Origin of the sequence: Microcoleus sp. Pol14D4, from assembly GCF_036701245.1 — a bacterium.
In the GTDB taxonomy this organism is placed as follows: Bacteria; Cyanobacteriota; Cyanobacteriia; order Cyanobacteriales; family Microcoleaceae; genus Microcoleus.
This window is the reverse complement of the sequence record NZ_JAUBQM010000085.1, coordinates 13,638-28,384: the sequence shown is the minus strand read 5'-3', so window position 1 is coordinate 28,384 and position 14,747 is coordinate 13,638. Positions and strand designations below refer to the sequence as shown.

Below are 14,747 nucleotides of genomic sequence, written 5' to 3'. Positions count from 1 at the left end.
GTTGTTAGTTGTTAGTTGTTAGTTGTTAGTTGTTAGTTGTTAGTTGTTAGTTGTTAGTTGTTAGTTGTTAGTTGTTATAAAATGACTAAGAACACGGTGGATTGTGGAAAATAAATGCAATCCTTATTTTGGGCATTTTAAATAAATATTTAAGTGGAAGAATGAATCAGAATATTTGTTAACAAATATTGGCTTGAGCAAGGTTTTACAGAAAACAGAGGCGAGGAGAGGAAGTTCGATCGCACTCCCAGGCCCGCCGAGTCAACTGCTGCTATCTGCTGCCACAACCTTCAAGAACTTCTAAAATAGTTCAAGAAGATATCAAAAGACAAAGTAAGGTTTTTCATGGCCGATCAATTAATTCGCGCTACAGCCGCAGAGGGCGGAATTCGCGCTGTAGGCGTCATTTCCACCCGCCTCACCGAAGAAGCAAGACAGCGGCACAAGCTCTCCTACGTGGCTACAGCGGCCCTGGGCCGCACAATGTCGGCGGGGCTGTTACTCGCCTCTAGCATGAAGCGGCCCGAATCGAGAGTCAACATTCGCATCAAAGGAGATGGGCCGCTGGGCGGGCTTCTGGTCGATGCGGGACTTGATGGAACAGTTCGAGGTTATGTGGACAATCCCGAAGTCGAATTGCCGCCCAATGCTAAAGGCAAACTCGACGTTGGCGGGGCAATAGGTGACGGTTATTTGTACGTGGTGCGGGACGTTGGATACGGATTCCCTTATTCAAGTACGGTAGAATTGGTTTCCGGCGAAATTGGCGACGATCTGACTCACTATTTGGCAACCTCGGAGCAAACGCCTTCGGCTCTGGTTCTGGGGGTGTTTGTGGGGGCGGGCGGGGTACAAGCGTCTGGGGGCGTGCTGTTGCAGGTTCTGCCGAAGGCGGCAACGGACGAAAAACTGGTGCAAACTTTAGAATCGAGAGTTGCTGAATTGTCGGGCTTTACGCCACTGCTGCGATCGGGGAAAACGCTGCACGAGATTCTCGAACAGTTACTGGGAGATATGGGCCTGGAAATTTTCCCGGAAACTCAGATGGTGCGCTTTGACTGTGGCTGTTCGTTCGATCGAGTTTTGGGAGCTTTGAAAATGTTGGGCGAAGCGGAATTGCAAGACATGATTGAAAAAGATGGGGGGGCTGAGGCTACGTGCCATTTCTGCAACGAGGTTTACAAAGCTAATAGCGACCAACTTGCGGAACTGATCGGCGATTTGCGATCGAACTCCGGTTCTTGAGACGATAATGTGTAATTGGCTCTATTGAGTGCGAGTTAGGGATGATGGCCTTGACCAATTGCCAATTACGCATTATCAATTACCTAATCACAAAATTTTGATTTTGGCGGTTTGGCGATCGGCTCTTGCAGTCTAGGGCCGACGGGAGTATGTAAAAGTGATGAATACATTTTATAGAGCAGTTGATAGCAGCGCTCGCAGTTTTTAAATAACTAACGCTAGCTGGTTGCTGTTTGTGGTGAGGATATGAGTCAAGATCGGAAAATACCAGGCCGTTGGTCTGCATCAGAATCCTTGGAGTCAAAAAAGGATACTTCGTCGCTGGTGCGCTTACCAGCAAGGAAAAACCGGGCTGAACGACTTAAAGAACTCCGAGAGTTGGTTACTTCGGGAAAACTGCCGGGAGGGCATCTGGAAATACCGCCGAATTTGTCTGGGGAAAACTCGCAGCCGCCCGGAGAACACAATCCGTTTTGGCGGAACTGGTCGAATAAGTGGCAGTTTTGGCTGGCGCTTAGTTTGATGCTATCAGTGGGTATGGGGTTTGTGGCAATTGCGTCTTTACTCAACCTGACCTCGCAGTCCAATTGCTCAAAGATTTTTTGGCCGACGGCTTCTGCTAACGATCGCTTTTTTTGTGCTCAAGAAGCAGCAAGCAAGCGGACGGCGGATGATTTGCTCAGGGCGATCGAATTAGTTAATGCTTTGCCAAAAGACCATCCGCTGCGGCCGAGAATTAACACTCAAATCGATCGGTGGTCGGAGGATATTCTCAGGCTGGGAAATGCTACTTTCCAAGAAGGAAAGCTGGAGGAGGCGATTGCGCTCGCTCGCAAGGTTCCTAAAGACGTTCCCACTTACCCGACGGTGGAAAAGCAGATTGAAAAGTGGCAGTCGATATGGAGCGATGCAGAGAAAATTTACGGCACAGCCCAAGACCACTTGCGTAAGGAAGAGTGGGCGCCGGCTTTCCGCCAAGCTACTTTGCTTTTGGATTTGGGAAATACTTTCTGGGAATCAGCTAAGTACGAGGAATTGACTCAGCTAATTCAGACGACTCGGGCTGAGGGCAATAAGTTGGTAAAAGCCCGGAATACAGCCTCGGAGGGAGGTCTCGACAATCTGGTGACGGCGATTAAGCTGGCTGAGGGAATTGGTCAAAACAGTTATTTGTATCAAGCTGCCAATAAGGCGATCGCGGAATTTAGCAAGAAAATTTTGGATATCGCCCAAAAACGATTGCAGGCAGGGGATTGGCAGGAGGCGATCGCGATCGCTAACAAGATTCCCGACACTGCAAATTTAAGGGAACAAGTTGAGGATTTTAACCAGTTGGCGAATGCTACTTCCCAGGCTTTGACTGGCTCTGTTGAGGGTTTCTCCAAGGCGATCGAGATTGCTCAAAAGTTGAAGTCCGGTCGCCCTTTATACAAACAAGCTCAAGATTTAGTCGGCCGCTGGCAGCAAGAAATGGCTGATGTGAAAGTTTTGGATTTGGCAAGCAGGCTGGCGGCGCCGGGTGGGGTAAATGATTTGAGGGCTGCGATCGCGCAATTGCAAACAGTCCCCCAATCAAATCCCCGCGCTTCGGAAGCTCGCAGTCAAATTACCAGCTTGAGCCGTCAAATCGAGCTGCTGGAAGACAGTCCGTATTTGCAAAGAGCTAACGATTTGGCAAGTACGGGCGATCCGAATGCTCTGGAAGCGGCCGTTGCTCAAGCTTCTCGGATAGCTAGAGGTAGGGCGCTTTATGTGGAAGCTCAAACCAAAATTCAAGCTTGGATCGAGAGGAGACAGCGGCTTGTTGACCAGCCGTTTTTAGATAGAGCTCAGCAGCTAGCGGCGAGCGGCAATTTGGCGGGGGCAATTGAGATGGCCCGCCGGATTCGATCGGGACGGGTGCTTTATGAGGAAGCTCGATCGAACATTCGGACTTGGGAGGCTCAATTTCAGGGCGAGCAAGATTTGCAGAACGCCCGTCAGGCTGCCCGATCGGGGACTGCGGAGGCTCTGCAAACGGCAATTGGGCTGGCCCTTCAGGTGCCCGAGTCGAGTTCGCTCCGGTGGCAGGCGAGTGAGGCGATTGATGAGTGGAGCCAGCGGATTTTGGCGCTTGGTGTGGAACAGTCGTCGTCGGATCTGGCTGGGGCGATCGCGACTTTGAAGAAAATTCCATCGGGTACTCGGGCTTTTGAGCAAGCTCGATCGCAAATCAAAGTTTGGGAGGAGTCGCTGAATCCTCCGGATGCTGAATCTCCCCCTCCCGAACCGCCGGAAACCGAGCCCCCTAGCAGGTCTCCAAGTCGGTAAATTTGAGGGTGATAAGCGGGTACTTAATATCTTTACTTAGTTTGTATTAGGGAACCAAAAATGAAAACGCCCAAGCAAGTGATCCAAGACTGGGTTTCTGCTTATAACGATCGTGACCCTCACGCCCTGATCGAGCTTTATCACGACGATGCAGAGAACCATCAAGTTGCCTTTGGCGATCCTCTAAACGGTCGTGAGGAATTGCTGGAGAGTTTTGTTACCTTCTTCCAAGCTTTTCCAGACAATTACACGCACGTTGAGAATCTGTTTGAGGATGGCGAGTGGGCGATCGTCGAGTGGACTGGTGGGGGCACATTTCTAGGTGAGTTTGGTGGGAACCTACCAACTGGCAAAAGTTTTACGCTGCAAGGCTGTGGCTTCTTTCATGTTGTTGATGGCAAAATCCATTTTCAACGCGGTTATATAGACAAGCACACTTGGTTCATGCAGCTTGGGCTACCTATATCATAATTTTCCAGTTGTGCAACTGTACTATTATTTTGCATCAAGTCTTTGCTGACTAAAACCTGCGTTGCAGCTAGAGACTACCGAAAAATAGTGCTTTTTCCCGATGCTTGCAATTCCATTAAAATGACTAATTCCAGAGCCTAAACATCCGCTGGATTGAGGTGCATCATTGCCCAAGTGGTGTAAGTCCCGATCGGACTCCAAAGTATGTAAGGCAGCAATAACAGGGCGGCAGGCTCGGAAACTTGCAACACACTTAAAGCTAGTATTACGCTTAAAATAGCGCCCGTTCCGCCGATTATTGTGCCGACTTTTAGGCTCCTAACTTTGCACATAACCGAGGTGTAAGACATGGTTACTATTTCTAAAAGCAGGTACAAACCCATTTTCAGCCAAGTCTCCTGAGTTCCCGGTTCTTTTTCCCAAACAATCACTGCTGACCAAGCTGCACAAATAAAAATTACTGTCCAAATTAGGGGAATTGCTTTTTCAAATACTAGCCATCTCGGACGCTGCAAGCGGTTGAACCATTGGATGTCGCTGGGCGGGATTAAGTTCGCTGCTAGTGCTACTATCAAGGCGACGCCTCCAATTACCATCCAGGATTTAATCATTTTTTTACCTTGGGCGAGGTTGACAGGTTCAATTCAGCAGATATTATCTCTAATTTTGGCGATCGCGCAATCTGTCCCTAGTTATATTAGGTTTTGTTCGTCGCGAAACCCAACATCAATTGAAAAGTAATTTAGACTTCGGGGAAATCTCAATTTATTTTCTTCTATTCCGTTTCATAATATAAAAAATGCGACTCTTGCTCCCTCCCCTTGAAAAGGGGAGGGTTCCGGGTCTGCTTTTTAGTAAAATTGACCAGTAAATTGAACAAAAAGTCTCTTAGTCTTTCAAAAAAATCAGCGACTAGCCGAGCCGATGATGCTGTTCTAATTCTAAACTAGAGTCATTCTCTTTTTTGGGAACCAGAAGTGTATTTTCGCTGGTCGGTTGCAACACAGCTTTAATCACTTGGAGAAAACGGTTAGGCTTTTTAGTTTGACCGTTGAGAGTCCGCCGGTCTTGCACTTTTTTAGAAAGGTGCCTCATCACAGATAAATCGAGTTCATCGATGAAATGGTCTGCTATACGTTCTCCCATTAAATCAATAGCTTCAGCATACTGCTCTGTGAGCGTTTCTATGGCATCGTATGCTTCGTCAGCAACTTGACTTGCTACTGTTTTATTTTGGTCGCCCGGTGTCTGGGAATGGCTGCGGCGTCGGTCTAAAAGACTTTGGTAATCCGCAATGCTCATTCCCAAATTGTAGAGATGGTGGTGAGCGTGATCCATCAAATCTACTTCGCTGGGATAGAAGAAACCACGAGTGCTGTTGATGCCGTGTACTTTTGCCCAACGCCGTAGAGTTGTCTCATCTTGCAGTTGGTATCGCTCCAACATTTGAGCTGTGTTCAGCTCTACTTCTGGCGTAACTTTGAAATCGCTCATCGGTAAATCCTCGCGGGTGAGTAAATAAATAAAATTGAAACTTAGAATCTGTGATTGGCGTACAGTCTGAAAATGACGATGATCAATCCTGTGACGGCATTGAGGGAAGTCTTGCGGGCATTTGCTAACCGTCGATCGTGCGATCGTCGTTGGATCGAGTCAGAGAATTTCAGGGTAGCGTACTTTTGGGCTTTGTCTCGATCGCATTCGGGAGCAAGCACACAGGGTTAATAATATAGCTGATTTAAGGTTTCAACAACCGTTAAAAATAGTAAACTTTGATTTTTGGGGTTGAATTATTAGTAATGTTGAGCTATAATATTTTCAATAACCGTGCAATTAGTAATTTTAGTAGTTGCAAACGAGATTCTTAGTATGCCTGTATACGATTATTTGTGTCCCGAAAACAACCAGCAGTTAGAAGTGTGGCACAGCATGAACCTGGAAGTTTCGACTTGGGGCCAACTGTGCGAGTTGGCTAAGTGCGAACCCGGGGAGACTCCCGCAGATGCTCCGGTACGCCGACTGCTGAGCGCTCCGAGATTGATGAAGCCGACATCCGACACCGATTATAAAAATTCGGGTTTTAGCAAGTACGTGAAGCGGGATGAAGGAGTTTATGAAAATGTCACGGCTAAGGATGGTGAAAGCCGTATTGTCAATCGAGATGGTAAGCCGATTAAAGACTGAGAATCCATAATAATCAAGTTTTCAGTTGAGTGAATTACATATATTAAGTAGGGACACGGCAGCGCAGTGTCCTTTGTTTTATCCGATTAAAAACAGCTATATTATTCAGATTCTATTAGTCCGATGCCGACACCACAAAACGCTCAACCGGACATAATATTATTGACCAAACCAATCTTTTATTTTTTGCTTTGCTTGTTTTTTAGTATCAGCATTAATGTATATTGAAACAGTAGCTATGGCAGCTAGCAATACTCCCAAATCGTCTGTAAATCCGATGCCGACTAATATATCGGGAATGGCATCGACAGGAGATATAAAATAGGTCAAAGCTCCAACTACAACTCCTTTTGCCCAAGCAGGCACGTTGGGGTTCTGAGCCGTATAGTAGAGAATTAAAGCTTTTTCAACTACTTCTCTTCCTGCGGTTAAAGCAAAGTTTTTAAGTTTAGCCCAAAAACTTTCATCGGAATAGTTCATTTGGGGGTTGCTGAAGTTTGTTGTGGTTCCTTTCCGGTCGATTAAATCGAGAGGAATGCCCTTAGTTTTAAGCTGGGAAACAGCCGAATTAAAAGATGCTGATGGCTGATTTTTATTAGGGGTTGCCTCCCGTATTTGTTTGATGTCTGCGATAAATTCCTGCATGGCTTGGATTTGCAAGTCGGAAACCGCCAGCAGTTTTTTTGCGGATTGGATCGCCTCGCTTTCTCCAGGATGCAGCGTTTTATCTGCCCCAGCAATGTTAATTAAAAAATACATGACTCCCAAACGCAGCGCTTCTTCTGACTTGCTGAGTGTTTGCAAACAGTCGCTGAGTGATGGGGGACTGGCTGTGTAGGATTGGATTTGAGCCTTTGCAGAGTCAGAAAATTTGTCTAAATTTATGGTTTTAAACAACAAATCTAGTTCGTCAATATCAACGGAACCATCGGCGGCTGCGATCGCAAACAAAGAACCATAAAAAGCCTTAAGTTCGCTTTCTGATGAGGTGGCAAAAATATCTCTCTCGGACACGATGCTACTCCGATTGATAAGGATGCTTTACATTTTACCACAAAACTCAGCGCGCCATGATTTCAGAAACCGGCAATAATTTTAGAGAGTATCAAACAAAGGAGAATTTTTTATGAAAGTTGCGATCGTCGGCTGCGGCTATGTGGGTACTGCGACAGCCAAACATTTACGTGGCAAATCTGATTGTACCGTAACGGCGACAACTACGACGGCGACGCGAGTAGTTGAGTTGGAGGGTGTCGCGCAGCGGGTAGCCGTGTTCAAAGGAAATGACAAAGATGCAATGACGGCTGTACTGCAAGAACAAAATGCTGTTATGCTGTGCGTCGGTGCCCGAAATCCTCATACTTATCGGGAAAGTTATATAGATACTGCGACAACTTTAGTATCGGTTTTACAGCAGATACCGACAGTAAAGCAGGTTATTTATACGGGTACTTATTCTGTGTATGGCGATCGCCAAGGTGAATTGGTAAATGAAGAATCACCCGTCGCGCCTGCTAATCCCAACGGTGAAATTCTCGCAGAAACAGAACGGGTTTTATTAGCAGCATCTAGTCCAAATCTTCAAGTCTGCATTCTCCGTTTGGGAGGAATTTATGGGCCAGGGCGAGAATTAGTTAAAATCTTTGGAGGCTGGGCTGGTAGCACTCGTCCTGGTAGGGGAGAAGATGCTACTAATTGGGTGCATCGAGATGATATTGTGGGGGGGTTAACTTTTGCTTTGGAAAATCGATTGCAGGGAATTTACAATTTAGTGGGGGATGTGTCGCTATCCAGTGGTGAATTGCTCGATCGTATTTTTGAAACTCACAATTTACCTAAAGTTACTTGGGATGGAAGTCCTAGCGTGCGGCCTTATAATGCTAGGGTGTCGAATCAAAAGATTAAGGCGGCTGGTTATAAATTTGTTCATCCTGAGATTAGGGAGTTTTAGTTGGGCTAATCTTTTTTTGACCGCAGATGCTGGCGGATAGACGCGGATAGACGCGGATGGAGAAAGGGCGATATTGACAGATTTAGATTTTTTTTTCATCTGCGTTCTTCCGCCGACATCTGCGGTTCAAAAAAAGCCATTTTAATCACTAATTAACTTATCCCATAATCCCAGCAAAAAAGTCGATCGTCTCTTTCAACACTTTTACAAACACATCAATCTCCTCGCGAGTATTGTAAAAATACAAACTCGCCCGCGCAGTCGATGAAATATTCAAATATCGGTGCAAAGCTTGCGTGCAGTGATGCCCGGAACGAATCGCGACTCCCTCCTGGTCTAACATGGTAGACAAGTCTTGAGGGTGAATTTCTCCGGCTGTAAATGCCGCCAATGCTGCCCTACCTTCGCCGTTGCTATCTGGTTGTGGCCCGTAAATTTTGATTTCGGGAATTTGCCGCAATTGTTGGAACATATAAGCAGTCAATTCTGCTTCGCAAGCGTGAATCTTATCCATGCCAATCTTACTAAGATAATCGATTGCTGCACCGAGGGCGATCGCCTCACCGATTGCAGGCGTGCCAGCCTCAAATTTGTGTGGCAAATCGGCATAGGTGGAATAATCGAGAAACACGTCAGCAATCATCTCGCCGCCGCCGAAAAACGGAGGCATTTCTCTCAGCAAGTCCAGTTTACCGTATAGAAAACCGATGCCAGTCGGAGCGCACATTTTGTGACCGGAAGCAACCAGCCAATCGCAATCTATTGCTTGCACATCTACTATCATGTGCGGCACGCTTTGGCAAGCATCTATTAAAACTTTCGCGCCGAAACTGTGGGCAATTTTGCAGATTTCTTTGACTGGACTGATGCAGCCCAAAGTATTAGAAACGTGAACGGTTGACACCAATTTAGTTTTATGGGAAATCAGCGTTTTAAACTGTTCCACATCAAACTCGTTAGTTTCCGTTAACTCGACAAACTTCAGTACCGCACCGGTTCTTTGAGCAATCATTTGCCAGGGAACGAGATTGCTGTGGTGTTCCATTACCGACAGGATAATTTCATCTCCGGCTTGCAGATTGCTCAAACCCCAAGAATAAGCAACCAAATTAATCGCTTCAGTCGCATTGCGAGTGTAAACAATTTCTTGCCGCGACGCGGCATTTATAAACGCAGCAACTTTGTCTCTCGCACCTTCGTAAGCATCAGTCGCTTTGGCACTGAGAGTGTGAGCGCCGCGGTGCACGTTTGCATTGTATTGTCCGTAGTAATCACGCCAAGCGTTGAGCACGGCTAGGGGCTTTTGAGAAGTAGCTGCATTGTCTAAATAAACTAGCGGTTTGCCATTTACTTTTTCATTCAAAATAGGGAAGTCGCCGCGAACTTTTGATGCAAGTGTTTTTTCTTGAATAAGTGTCATATTTTTTGAAGTTAGTGATTTGTCGTTGGGTGGGGGCGGGTTTACGAAATTGTTGGTTTTAGGCAATTATTATTCGTGAAACCCGCCCCTACAGGTTGTTAAAAATGGTGCAAGATGTGGTATGAACACAGCACTGCTGTGTCCTCTGTATCCTCATCTGTATGAGTTATCCTTGGATAGCCACGCAGGTAGAAAGCATTTTCGCCACACCTGCAATTGGCAACTGATTGAGGATTTCTGCTGCAAAAGCATCGATTAGCAAATAGCGGCTTCTTTCTAAATCCAAACCGCGACTTTGCAAGTAGAAAAGTTCATCGTCTTCTAATTGGCTGACAGTTGCACCGTGGGAACATTTAACGTTGTCGGCGACAATTTCTAACTGCGGTTTGGTATCTACGCGAGCTCTCGGCGACAGCAACAAATTCCGACTCAATTGTCCGGCATCTGTTAATTGTGCCGCTTTGCGAACGAAAACTTTGCCGTTAAATACGGCGCGAGCTTTGTTGCCGATAATGCACTTGTGCAATTGGCGGCTTGTACCGTGGGGGTGATTAAAGTCGATTAAACTGTGAGTGTCTGATAACTGTTCGCCAAAGGCTACGGTTAAACCATTTAGAGTTGTTTCAGTGCCTTCGCCGCGCTGAAAAACTTCTAAATTGTGCCGCGATATTTTGGCTCCCAAGCTGATAGCATGACAAGTATAACGGCTATTGCGAGATTGTTCGATCGCACTTTTGCCGATATGAACAACTTCCCCACCTTCCCGCTGAAGCCGAACGTGATTCACAGTGGCATTTTCGCCGACAACAACATCGGTTACAGCATTCGTAAATGCAGCGACATTACCGATAGTTGCGTAATCCTCAACCAGCGTCACATTGCTTCCAGGCTCAGCTATAACTAAGCAGTGCGGCTGGGACATCGTGGGAGATGCACCTGGTGCTGTCAGGAACAGCAAGTGAATTGGAAGGTCGATCGACATATTGGCCGGCACGAACACCACCGCAGAATCCGCCAAACCCGCAGTATTCAGCGCCGTAAACACCTCAGTTTGCTGTCTGTGCTTGCTCAAAACATCGGCGATGCGCCCTTGATATTTTTCGGGTACATTAGATAGATTACCTGCATAAAAGTCGATCCTCTTCGAGGGCTGCGCTAACGGCAAATTCGGCAAAACCGACGACTCCACCGTTGACAAATCCGGCGCATAAAAACCGTTGACAAATACCAATCTTAATGGTAAATCATCCCGATTTTTCACAGGCATAATGATATCAGCCAACTTAACTTTTGACTGATTGCTCTGGGGTATATGAAAAGGAATTTGCAACACCGGCGACAAATCAGTAAAGCGCCATTCCTCATCCCTCACCGTCGGAAAACTCGAAGCAAGCACGTATTCCGTCGCCGCATCCCGCAAATCCTGCAACCCGTAAGCCGCACTTTTGCTATTAACAGCCTCCAACTTGCTGCACTGATTCACCACATCAGCCAAAAACATTTCCCTACTAGCAACTTGCGTATTTATCATCGCGCGCCCACTCCTGCTGCTTCCTCTTCCACAACCCAGTCATAACCGCGCTCTTCCAATTCCAGCGCCAACTCTTTCGGGCCAGTCAAGATAATTCTACCGGCTTCCATGACGTGAATAAAATCAGGAATAATGTAATTCAGCAACCGCTGATAGTGAGTAATCACCAACATCGAATTTTCAGTATTTGACAACTGATTCACACCGCCCGCGACAATCTTGAGAGCATCGATATCCAAACCCGAATCAGTCTCGTCCAAAATAGCTAACTTTGGTTCCAACAGCGCCATTTGTAAAATTTCATTCCGCTTTTTCTCGCCACCGGAAAAACCCTCATTAACGCTGCGGCCTAAAAAAGAATCATTCATCTTGACAATATCCAGCTTGTCCTCGATTAAATCTTGGAAATCAAAAGCATCCAATTCTTCCAAGCCGCGATGTTTGCGGTGAGAATTGTAAGCCACGCGCAAGAAATCCAGATTGCTAACGCCGGGAATTTCCAAAGGATATTGAAAAGCCAGAAATACGCCAGCCAGAGAACGTTCTTCCGGCGCTAATTCCAGCAAATTTTGGCCCAAAAAAGTAACTTCTCCGCCCGTTACCGTATAAGCAGGATGACCAGCTAATATCTTGGATAAAGTGCTTTTTCCCGAACCGTTCGGGCCCATAATCGCGTGAATTTCACCAGATTTAATTTCCAGATTCAAACCCTTAAGGATTTGGGTATCTTCCACATTCGCCGTTAAATCGCGGACGGATAGCACCACTTGACTATTTTCTACAATCATCTATTTTTGTCCTTTTCCTCAATGCACTTTACAGTTTTTTCTTCTCGTTCCTAGGCTCTGTCCCTTGGTGACCAATTAACGTTAAACCGATAGTCCGCCAGGGAATGAATTCCCTGTCTCAAAGCTAAAGTCCTCTGAAGAGGACTGAGAAGAAAATTTTTAAACTCATTAGTCCTGTTTAGAGGAGTTTAGCTATTAGCCAAGGAATTCATTCCCAGGCGGACGGGGAGCTTAAGTTATTACCGATGGACTCGGCCTGAAAGGGTTTCTTGGCCGCGAAAATTATCCGACACTTCCTTCCAGTTTCAGGCTCAACAACTTGTCAGCTTCCGCCGCAAATTCCATCGGTAACTGATTGAAAACATCTTTACAGAAACCGCTAATCATCATCGAAATAGCATTTTCTGCGGAAATTCCCCGCTGTGCGAAGAAGAACAATTGCTCTTCCCCAATCTTAGAAGTAGAAGCTTCGTGTTCCACTTTAGCCGTATGGTTCTGCACTTGAATATAAGGGAAAGTATTCGCTTGAGCGTTATCCCCAATCAGCATCGAATCGCACTGAGAGTAATTTCTAGAGCCTTTAGCATTCGGTCCCATTTTCACTAAGCCGCGATAGCTGTTGGATGAATTACCCGCAGAAATTCCCTTAGAAATAATAGTGCTGCGAGTATTTTTACCAACGTGGATCATTTTGGTGCCGGTGTCAGCTTGCTGTTTGTTATTTGTCAGCGCTACTGAGTAGAATTCGCCCACCGAGTTGTCGCCCACTAACACGCAACTCGGATATTTCCAAGTAATCGCCGAACCAGTTTCTACCTGCGTCCAAGAAATTTTAGAATTAACTCCCTGACACAAACCCCGTTTCGTCACGAAGTTGTAAATGCCGCCTTTGCCATTGGCGTCGCCAGCGTACCAGTTTTGCACTGTGGAGTATTTGATATCGGCATTGTCCATTGTTACCAATTCGACTACGGCGGCGTGCAGTTGATTGGTGTCAAACATCGGCGCGGTGCAACCTTCTAGGTAAGACACTGAGCTGTTTTCTTCGGCGACAATGAGGGTGCGCTCGAACTGCCCGGAATCTCCGTTGTTGATGCGGAAATAGGTTGACAGTTCCATCGGGCATTTAACTCCTTTGGGAATGTAAACAAAGGAACCGTCGCTGAATACGGCGGAGTTGAGAGCTGCGAAAAAATTATCGCCGACTGGTACGACGCTGCCGAGATATTTTTCTATTAGTTCGGGATAATCTTTTACAGCTTCTGAAATTGAACAGAAAATAACACCATCTTTGGCTAACTTTTCTCTAAAGGTTGTCGCAATTGAAACGCTGTCAAAAACGGCGTCAACGGCGACATTTCCGAGCCGTTTTTGTTCGGAGAGGGGAATACCGAGTTTCTCGAAGGTTTCTAACAGTGTCGGATCAACTTCGTCCAAACTGTTGAGCTTTTTGGGCTTTTGTTTGGGCGCGGAATAGTAGATAATTTGTTGGTAGTCGATCGCGGGATAGTTGACGTGGGGCCAAGTGGGCTCGGTCATTTTCAACCACTGCCGGTATGCTTTGAGGCGGAATTGCAGCATGAATTCCGGTTCGTTTTTCTTGGCGGAAATCAGGCGGACTACATCTTCGCTCAAGCCGCGGGGGATGGTGTCTGATTCGATATCGGTGACGAAACCGTATTTGTAGGGCTGGTTGACTAAGGTTTTGACTGTGGTAGAACTCATTATTTTGCGTGTTCAGTGTTCTAGATAATGCTCTCTGGATGGCAGACGGGGCAATGCCTGTCTGGGCTTGAGCGAGTTCTGCTGGACTGCTCTGGGAAGTTAAACAACAATTTTGTTGCTTTACTATATTTTAAGCTACATTAACAATAGTGATATTGTCAAAGTCAAATTAATAATTTTTTGTGAAGATGATGGAGACTACTCAGCAGACTTCCACGAAACAAGACATCCTGGAATATTTGCTTAAGGGGGATAAAGGGACGGCTCTTGAGTTGGCGGAGTCTTTGGATATCAGCCCGCAGGCGATTCGCCGTCACTTAAAGGATTTGGAGGCGGAGGGGCTGATTCAGTATCAGTCGGTTCAGGCTGGGATGGGGCGGCCGCAGCACATTTATGAGCTTACCAGTTTGGGGCGCGATCGATTCGCGAACCGTTACGGCGATTTTGCAGTCTCTTTCTTGGATACTTTGGCCGAAACCGTCGGCCGCGAGCAAGTGATTACTATCCTGCGAAAACAGTGGCAGCGTAAGGCTACGGACTATCGGCGACTGGTGGGTGCGGGTTCGCTGCAAGAGCGGGTGACTAAGTTGGTGGAACTTCGCAGGGCTGAAGGTTATATGGCTGAGTGTTATCCTGTAGAATCTGTAGAGGTGGGGATGTGCGATCGCGCTGGTTTGGGCGATCGATTTGTGTTGATGGAACACAACTGCGCGATTTCTAATGTTGCTGAAACTTTTCCGAGTGTCTGCGGTAATGAGTTGGAAATGTTTGCAGCGGTTTTGCCGGATTGTATTGTGGAGCGGACTCACTCGATTATTAATGGGGAACACCGCTGCGGTTATTTGATTGCAAGAAGGAAGGAAGAAGGAAGAAGGAAGAAGGAAGAAGGATGAGGGAAGTTCGGCAACGGATTCTGTAACGGATGTAACGGATGTAACGGATGTAACGGATGTAACGGATGTCAGGAAGAAGGAAGAAGGATGAGGGAAGGCACTACACGGATTTTGACACGGATACACGGATGGGTGTTTTTTGCTTTTACCAATTACCGACAGCACTACACGAATTTTGACACGGATACACGGATGGGTGTTTTTTTGCTTTTACCAATTACCGACAGCA

At 46.5% G+C, this 14,747-nt stretch carries 15 protein-coding genes; 7 read left to right on the top strand and 8 right to left on the bottom strand.

What is annotated here, in order from left to right; all coding sequences use genetic code 11:
- Window positions 1–345 precede the first annotated feature (345 nt).
- The 3 genes from hslO to QUA33_RS23500 all read left to right on the top strand — a co-directional run bounded on the left by hslO (window position 346) and on the right by QUA33_RS23500 (window position 4,026).
- Window positions 346–1,245, top strand: a complete 900-nt coding sequence (hslO, locus tag QUA33_RS23510; RefSeq protein WP_333151621.1) for an Hsp33 family molecular chaperone HslO — start codon at window positions 346–348, stop codon at window positions 1,243–1,245.
- Window positions 1,246–1,491: 246 nt separating this feature from the next.
- Complete coding sequence (locus QUA33_RS23505; RefSeq protein WP_333100953.1) at window positions 1,492–3,555, top strand: hypothetical protein; 2,064 nt, start codon at window positions 1,492–1,494, stop codon at window positions 3,553–3,555.
- Window positions 3,556–3,633: 78 nt separating this feature from the next.
- Complete coding sequence (locus QUA33_RS23500; RefSeq protein WP_333151619.1) at window positions 3,634–4,026, top strand: ester cyclase; 393 nt, start codon at window positions 3,634–3,636, stop codon at window positions 4,024–4,026.
- 137 nt (window positions 4,027–4,163) lie between these two features.
- On the opposite strand, the gene QUA33_RS23495 is transcribed toward QUA33_RS23500, so the two are convergent.
- From QUA33_RS23495 to QUA33_RS23485, 3 genes are all read right to left on the bottom strand, one after another.
- Window positions 4,164–4,637 carry a TspO/MBR family protein gene (locus QUA33_RS23495; RefSeq protein ID WP_333151617.1) on the bottom strand — a complete coding sequence of 158 codons (474 nt, stop codon included), beginning with the start codon at window positions 4,635–4,637 and terminating at the stop codon, window positions 4,164–4,166.
- Window positions 4,638–4,938: 301 nt separating this feature from the next.
- A complete protein-coding gene (locus QUA33_RS23490; protein ID WP_333100957.1) occupies window positions 4,939–5,520 on the bottom strand; it encodes a hypothetical protein in 582 nt (193 codons plus the stop codon).
- Between the two features lie 41 nt (window positions 5,521–5,561).
- Window positions 5,562–5,741 carry a hypothetical protein gene (locus QUA33_RS23485; RefSeq protein WP_333100958.1) on the bottom strand — a complete coding sequence of 60 codons (180 nt, stop codon included), beginning with the start codon at window positions 5,739–5,741 and terminating at the stop codon, window positions 5,562–5,564.
- 154 nt (window positions 5,742–5,895) lie between these two features.
- Between QUA33_RS23485 and QUA33_RS23480 the strand changes: the two genes are divergently transcribed.
- Window positions 5,896–6,210: a zinc ribbon domain-containing protein gene (locus tag QUA33_RS23480; protein WP_333036151.1), complete on the top strand. Its 315-nt coding sequence runs from the start codon at window positions 5,896–5,898 to the stop codon at window positions 6,208–6,210.
- A gap of 159 nt (window positions 6,211–6,369) precedes the next feature.
- Here QUA33_RS23480 and QUA33_RS23475 read toward each other — a convergent pair whose 3' ends face one another.
- Entirely contained in the window at window positions 6,370–7,224 is an 855-nt protein-coding gene (locus QUA33_RS23475) for a DUF1232 domain-containing protein (protein WP_333151615.1), read from the bottom strand.
- Between the two features lie 112 nt (window positions 7,225–7,336).
- Between QUA33_RS23475 and QUA33_RS23470 the strand changes: the two genes are divergently transcribed.
- Window positions 7,337–8,161, top strand: a complete 825-nt coding sequence (locus tag QUA33_RS23470; protein ID WP_333151614.1) for an NAD-dependent epimerase/dehydratase family protein — start codon at window positions 7,337–7,339, stop codon at window positions 8,159–8,161.
- Window positions 8,162–8,318: 157 nt separating this feature from the next.
- On the opposite strand, the gene QUA33_RS23465 is transcribed toward QUA33_RS23470, so the two are convergent.
- From QUA33_RS23465 to sufB, 4 genes are all read right to left on the bottom strand, one after another.
- Entirely contained in the window at window positions 8,319–9,581 is a 1,263-nt protein-coding gene (locus tag QUA33_RS23465; RefSeq protein ID WP_333151613.1) for a SufS family cysteine desulfurase, read from the bottom strand.
- Window positions 9,582–9,747: 166 nt separating this feature from the next.
- A complete protein-coding gene (sufD, locus tag QUA33_RS23460; protein WP_333151611.1) occupies window positions 9,748–11,112 on the bottom strand; it encodes a Fe-S cluster assembly protein SufD in 1,365 nt (454 codons plus the stop codon).
- The gene (gene sufC / locus QUA33_RS23455; protein ID WP_333151609.1) at window positions 11,109–11,900 is read right to left on the bottom strand and encodes a Fe-S cluster assembly ATPase SufC; all 792 of its coding nucleotides are present in this window, start codon (window positions 11,898–11,900) and stop codon (window positions 11,109–11,111) included. Before sufC ends, sufD begins: the two co-directional genes overlap by 4 nt.
- Before the next feature lie 282 nt (window positions 11,901–12,182).
- The gene (gene sufB / locus QUA33_RS23450) at window positions 12,183–13,625 is read right to left on the bottom strand and encodes a Fe-S cluster assembly protein SufB (protein WP_333100751.1); all 1,443 of its coding nucleotides are present in this window, start codon (window positions 13,623–13,625) and stop codon (window positions 12,183–12,185) included.
- Between the two features lie 188 nt (window positions 13,626–13,813).
- On the opposite strand from sufB, the gene sufR reads away from it, so the two are divergent.
- Entirely contained in the window at window positions 13,814–14,518 is a 705-nt protein-coding gene (gene sufR, locus QUA33_RS23445; RefSeq protein ID WP_333151607.1) for an iron-sulfur cluster biosynthesis transcriptional regulator SufR, read from the top strand.
- Complete coding sequence (locus QUA33_RS23440; RefSeq protein WP_333151605.1) at window positions 14,472–14,609, top strand: hypothetical protein; 138 nt, start codon at window positions 14,472–14,474, stop codon at window positions 14,607–14,609. The genes sufR and QUA33_RS23440 overlap by 47 nt, the downstream gene beginning before the upstream one ends.
- Window positions 14,610–14,747: the final 138 nt, after the last annotated feature.

What these genes read in the sequence shown, in the direction of transcription:
- hslO (WP_333151621.1), top strand. Translation starts at nt 346, where the DNA reads ATGGCCGATCAATTAATTCGCGCTACAGCCGCAGAGGGCGGAATTCGC.
- QUA33_RS23505 (WP_333100953.1), top strand. Translation starts at nt 1,492, where the DNA reads ATGAGTCAAGATCGGAAAATACCAGGCCGTTGGTCTGCATCAGAATCC.
- QUA33_RS23495 (WP_333151617.1), bottom strand. Translation starts at nt 4,637, where the DNA reads ATGATTAAATCCTGGATGGTAATTGGAGGCGTCGCCTTGATAGTAGCA.
- QUA33_RS23490 (WP_333100957.1), bottom strand. Translation starts at nt 5,520, where the DNA reads ATGAGCGATTTCAAAGTTACGCCAGAAGTAGAGCTGAACACAGCTCAA.
- QUA33_RS23480 (WP_333036151.1), top strand. Translation starts at nt 5,896, where the DNA reads ATGCCTGTATACGATTATTTGTGTCCCGAAAACAACCAGCAGTTAGAA.
- QUA33_RS23470 (WP_333151614.1), top strand. Translation starts at nt 7,337, where the DNA reads ATGAAAGTTGCGATCGTCGGCTGCGGCTATGTGGGTACTGCGACAGCC.
- QUA33_RS23465 (WP_333151613.1), bottom strand. Translation starts at nt 9,581, where the DNA reads ATGACACTTATTCAAGAAAAAACACTTGCATCAAAAGTTCGCGGCGAC.
- sufD (WP_333151611.1), bottom strand. Translation starts at nt 11,112, where the DNA reads ATGATAAATACGCAAGTTGCTAGTAGGGAAATGTTTTTGGCTGATGTG.
- sufC (WP_333151609.1), bottom strand. Translation starts at nt 11,900, where the DNA reads ATGATTGTAGAAAATAGTCAAGTGGTGCTATCCGTCCGCGATTTAACG.
- sufB (WP_333100751.1), bottom strand. Translation starts at nt 13,625, where the DNA reads ATGAGTTCTACCACAGTCAAAACCTTAGTCAACCAGCCCTACAAATAC.
- sufR (WP_333151607.1), top strand. Translation starts at nt 13,814, where the DNA reads ATGATGGAGACTACTCAGCAGACTTCCACGAAACAAGACATCCTGGAA.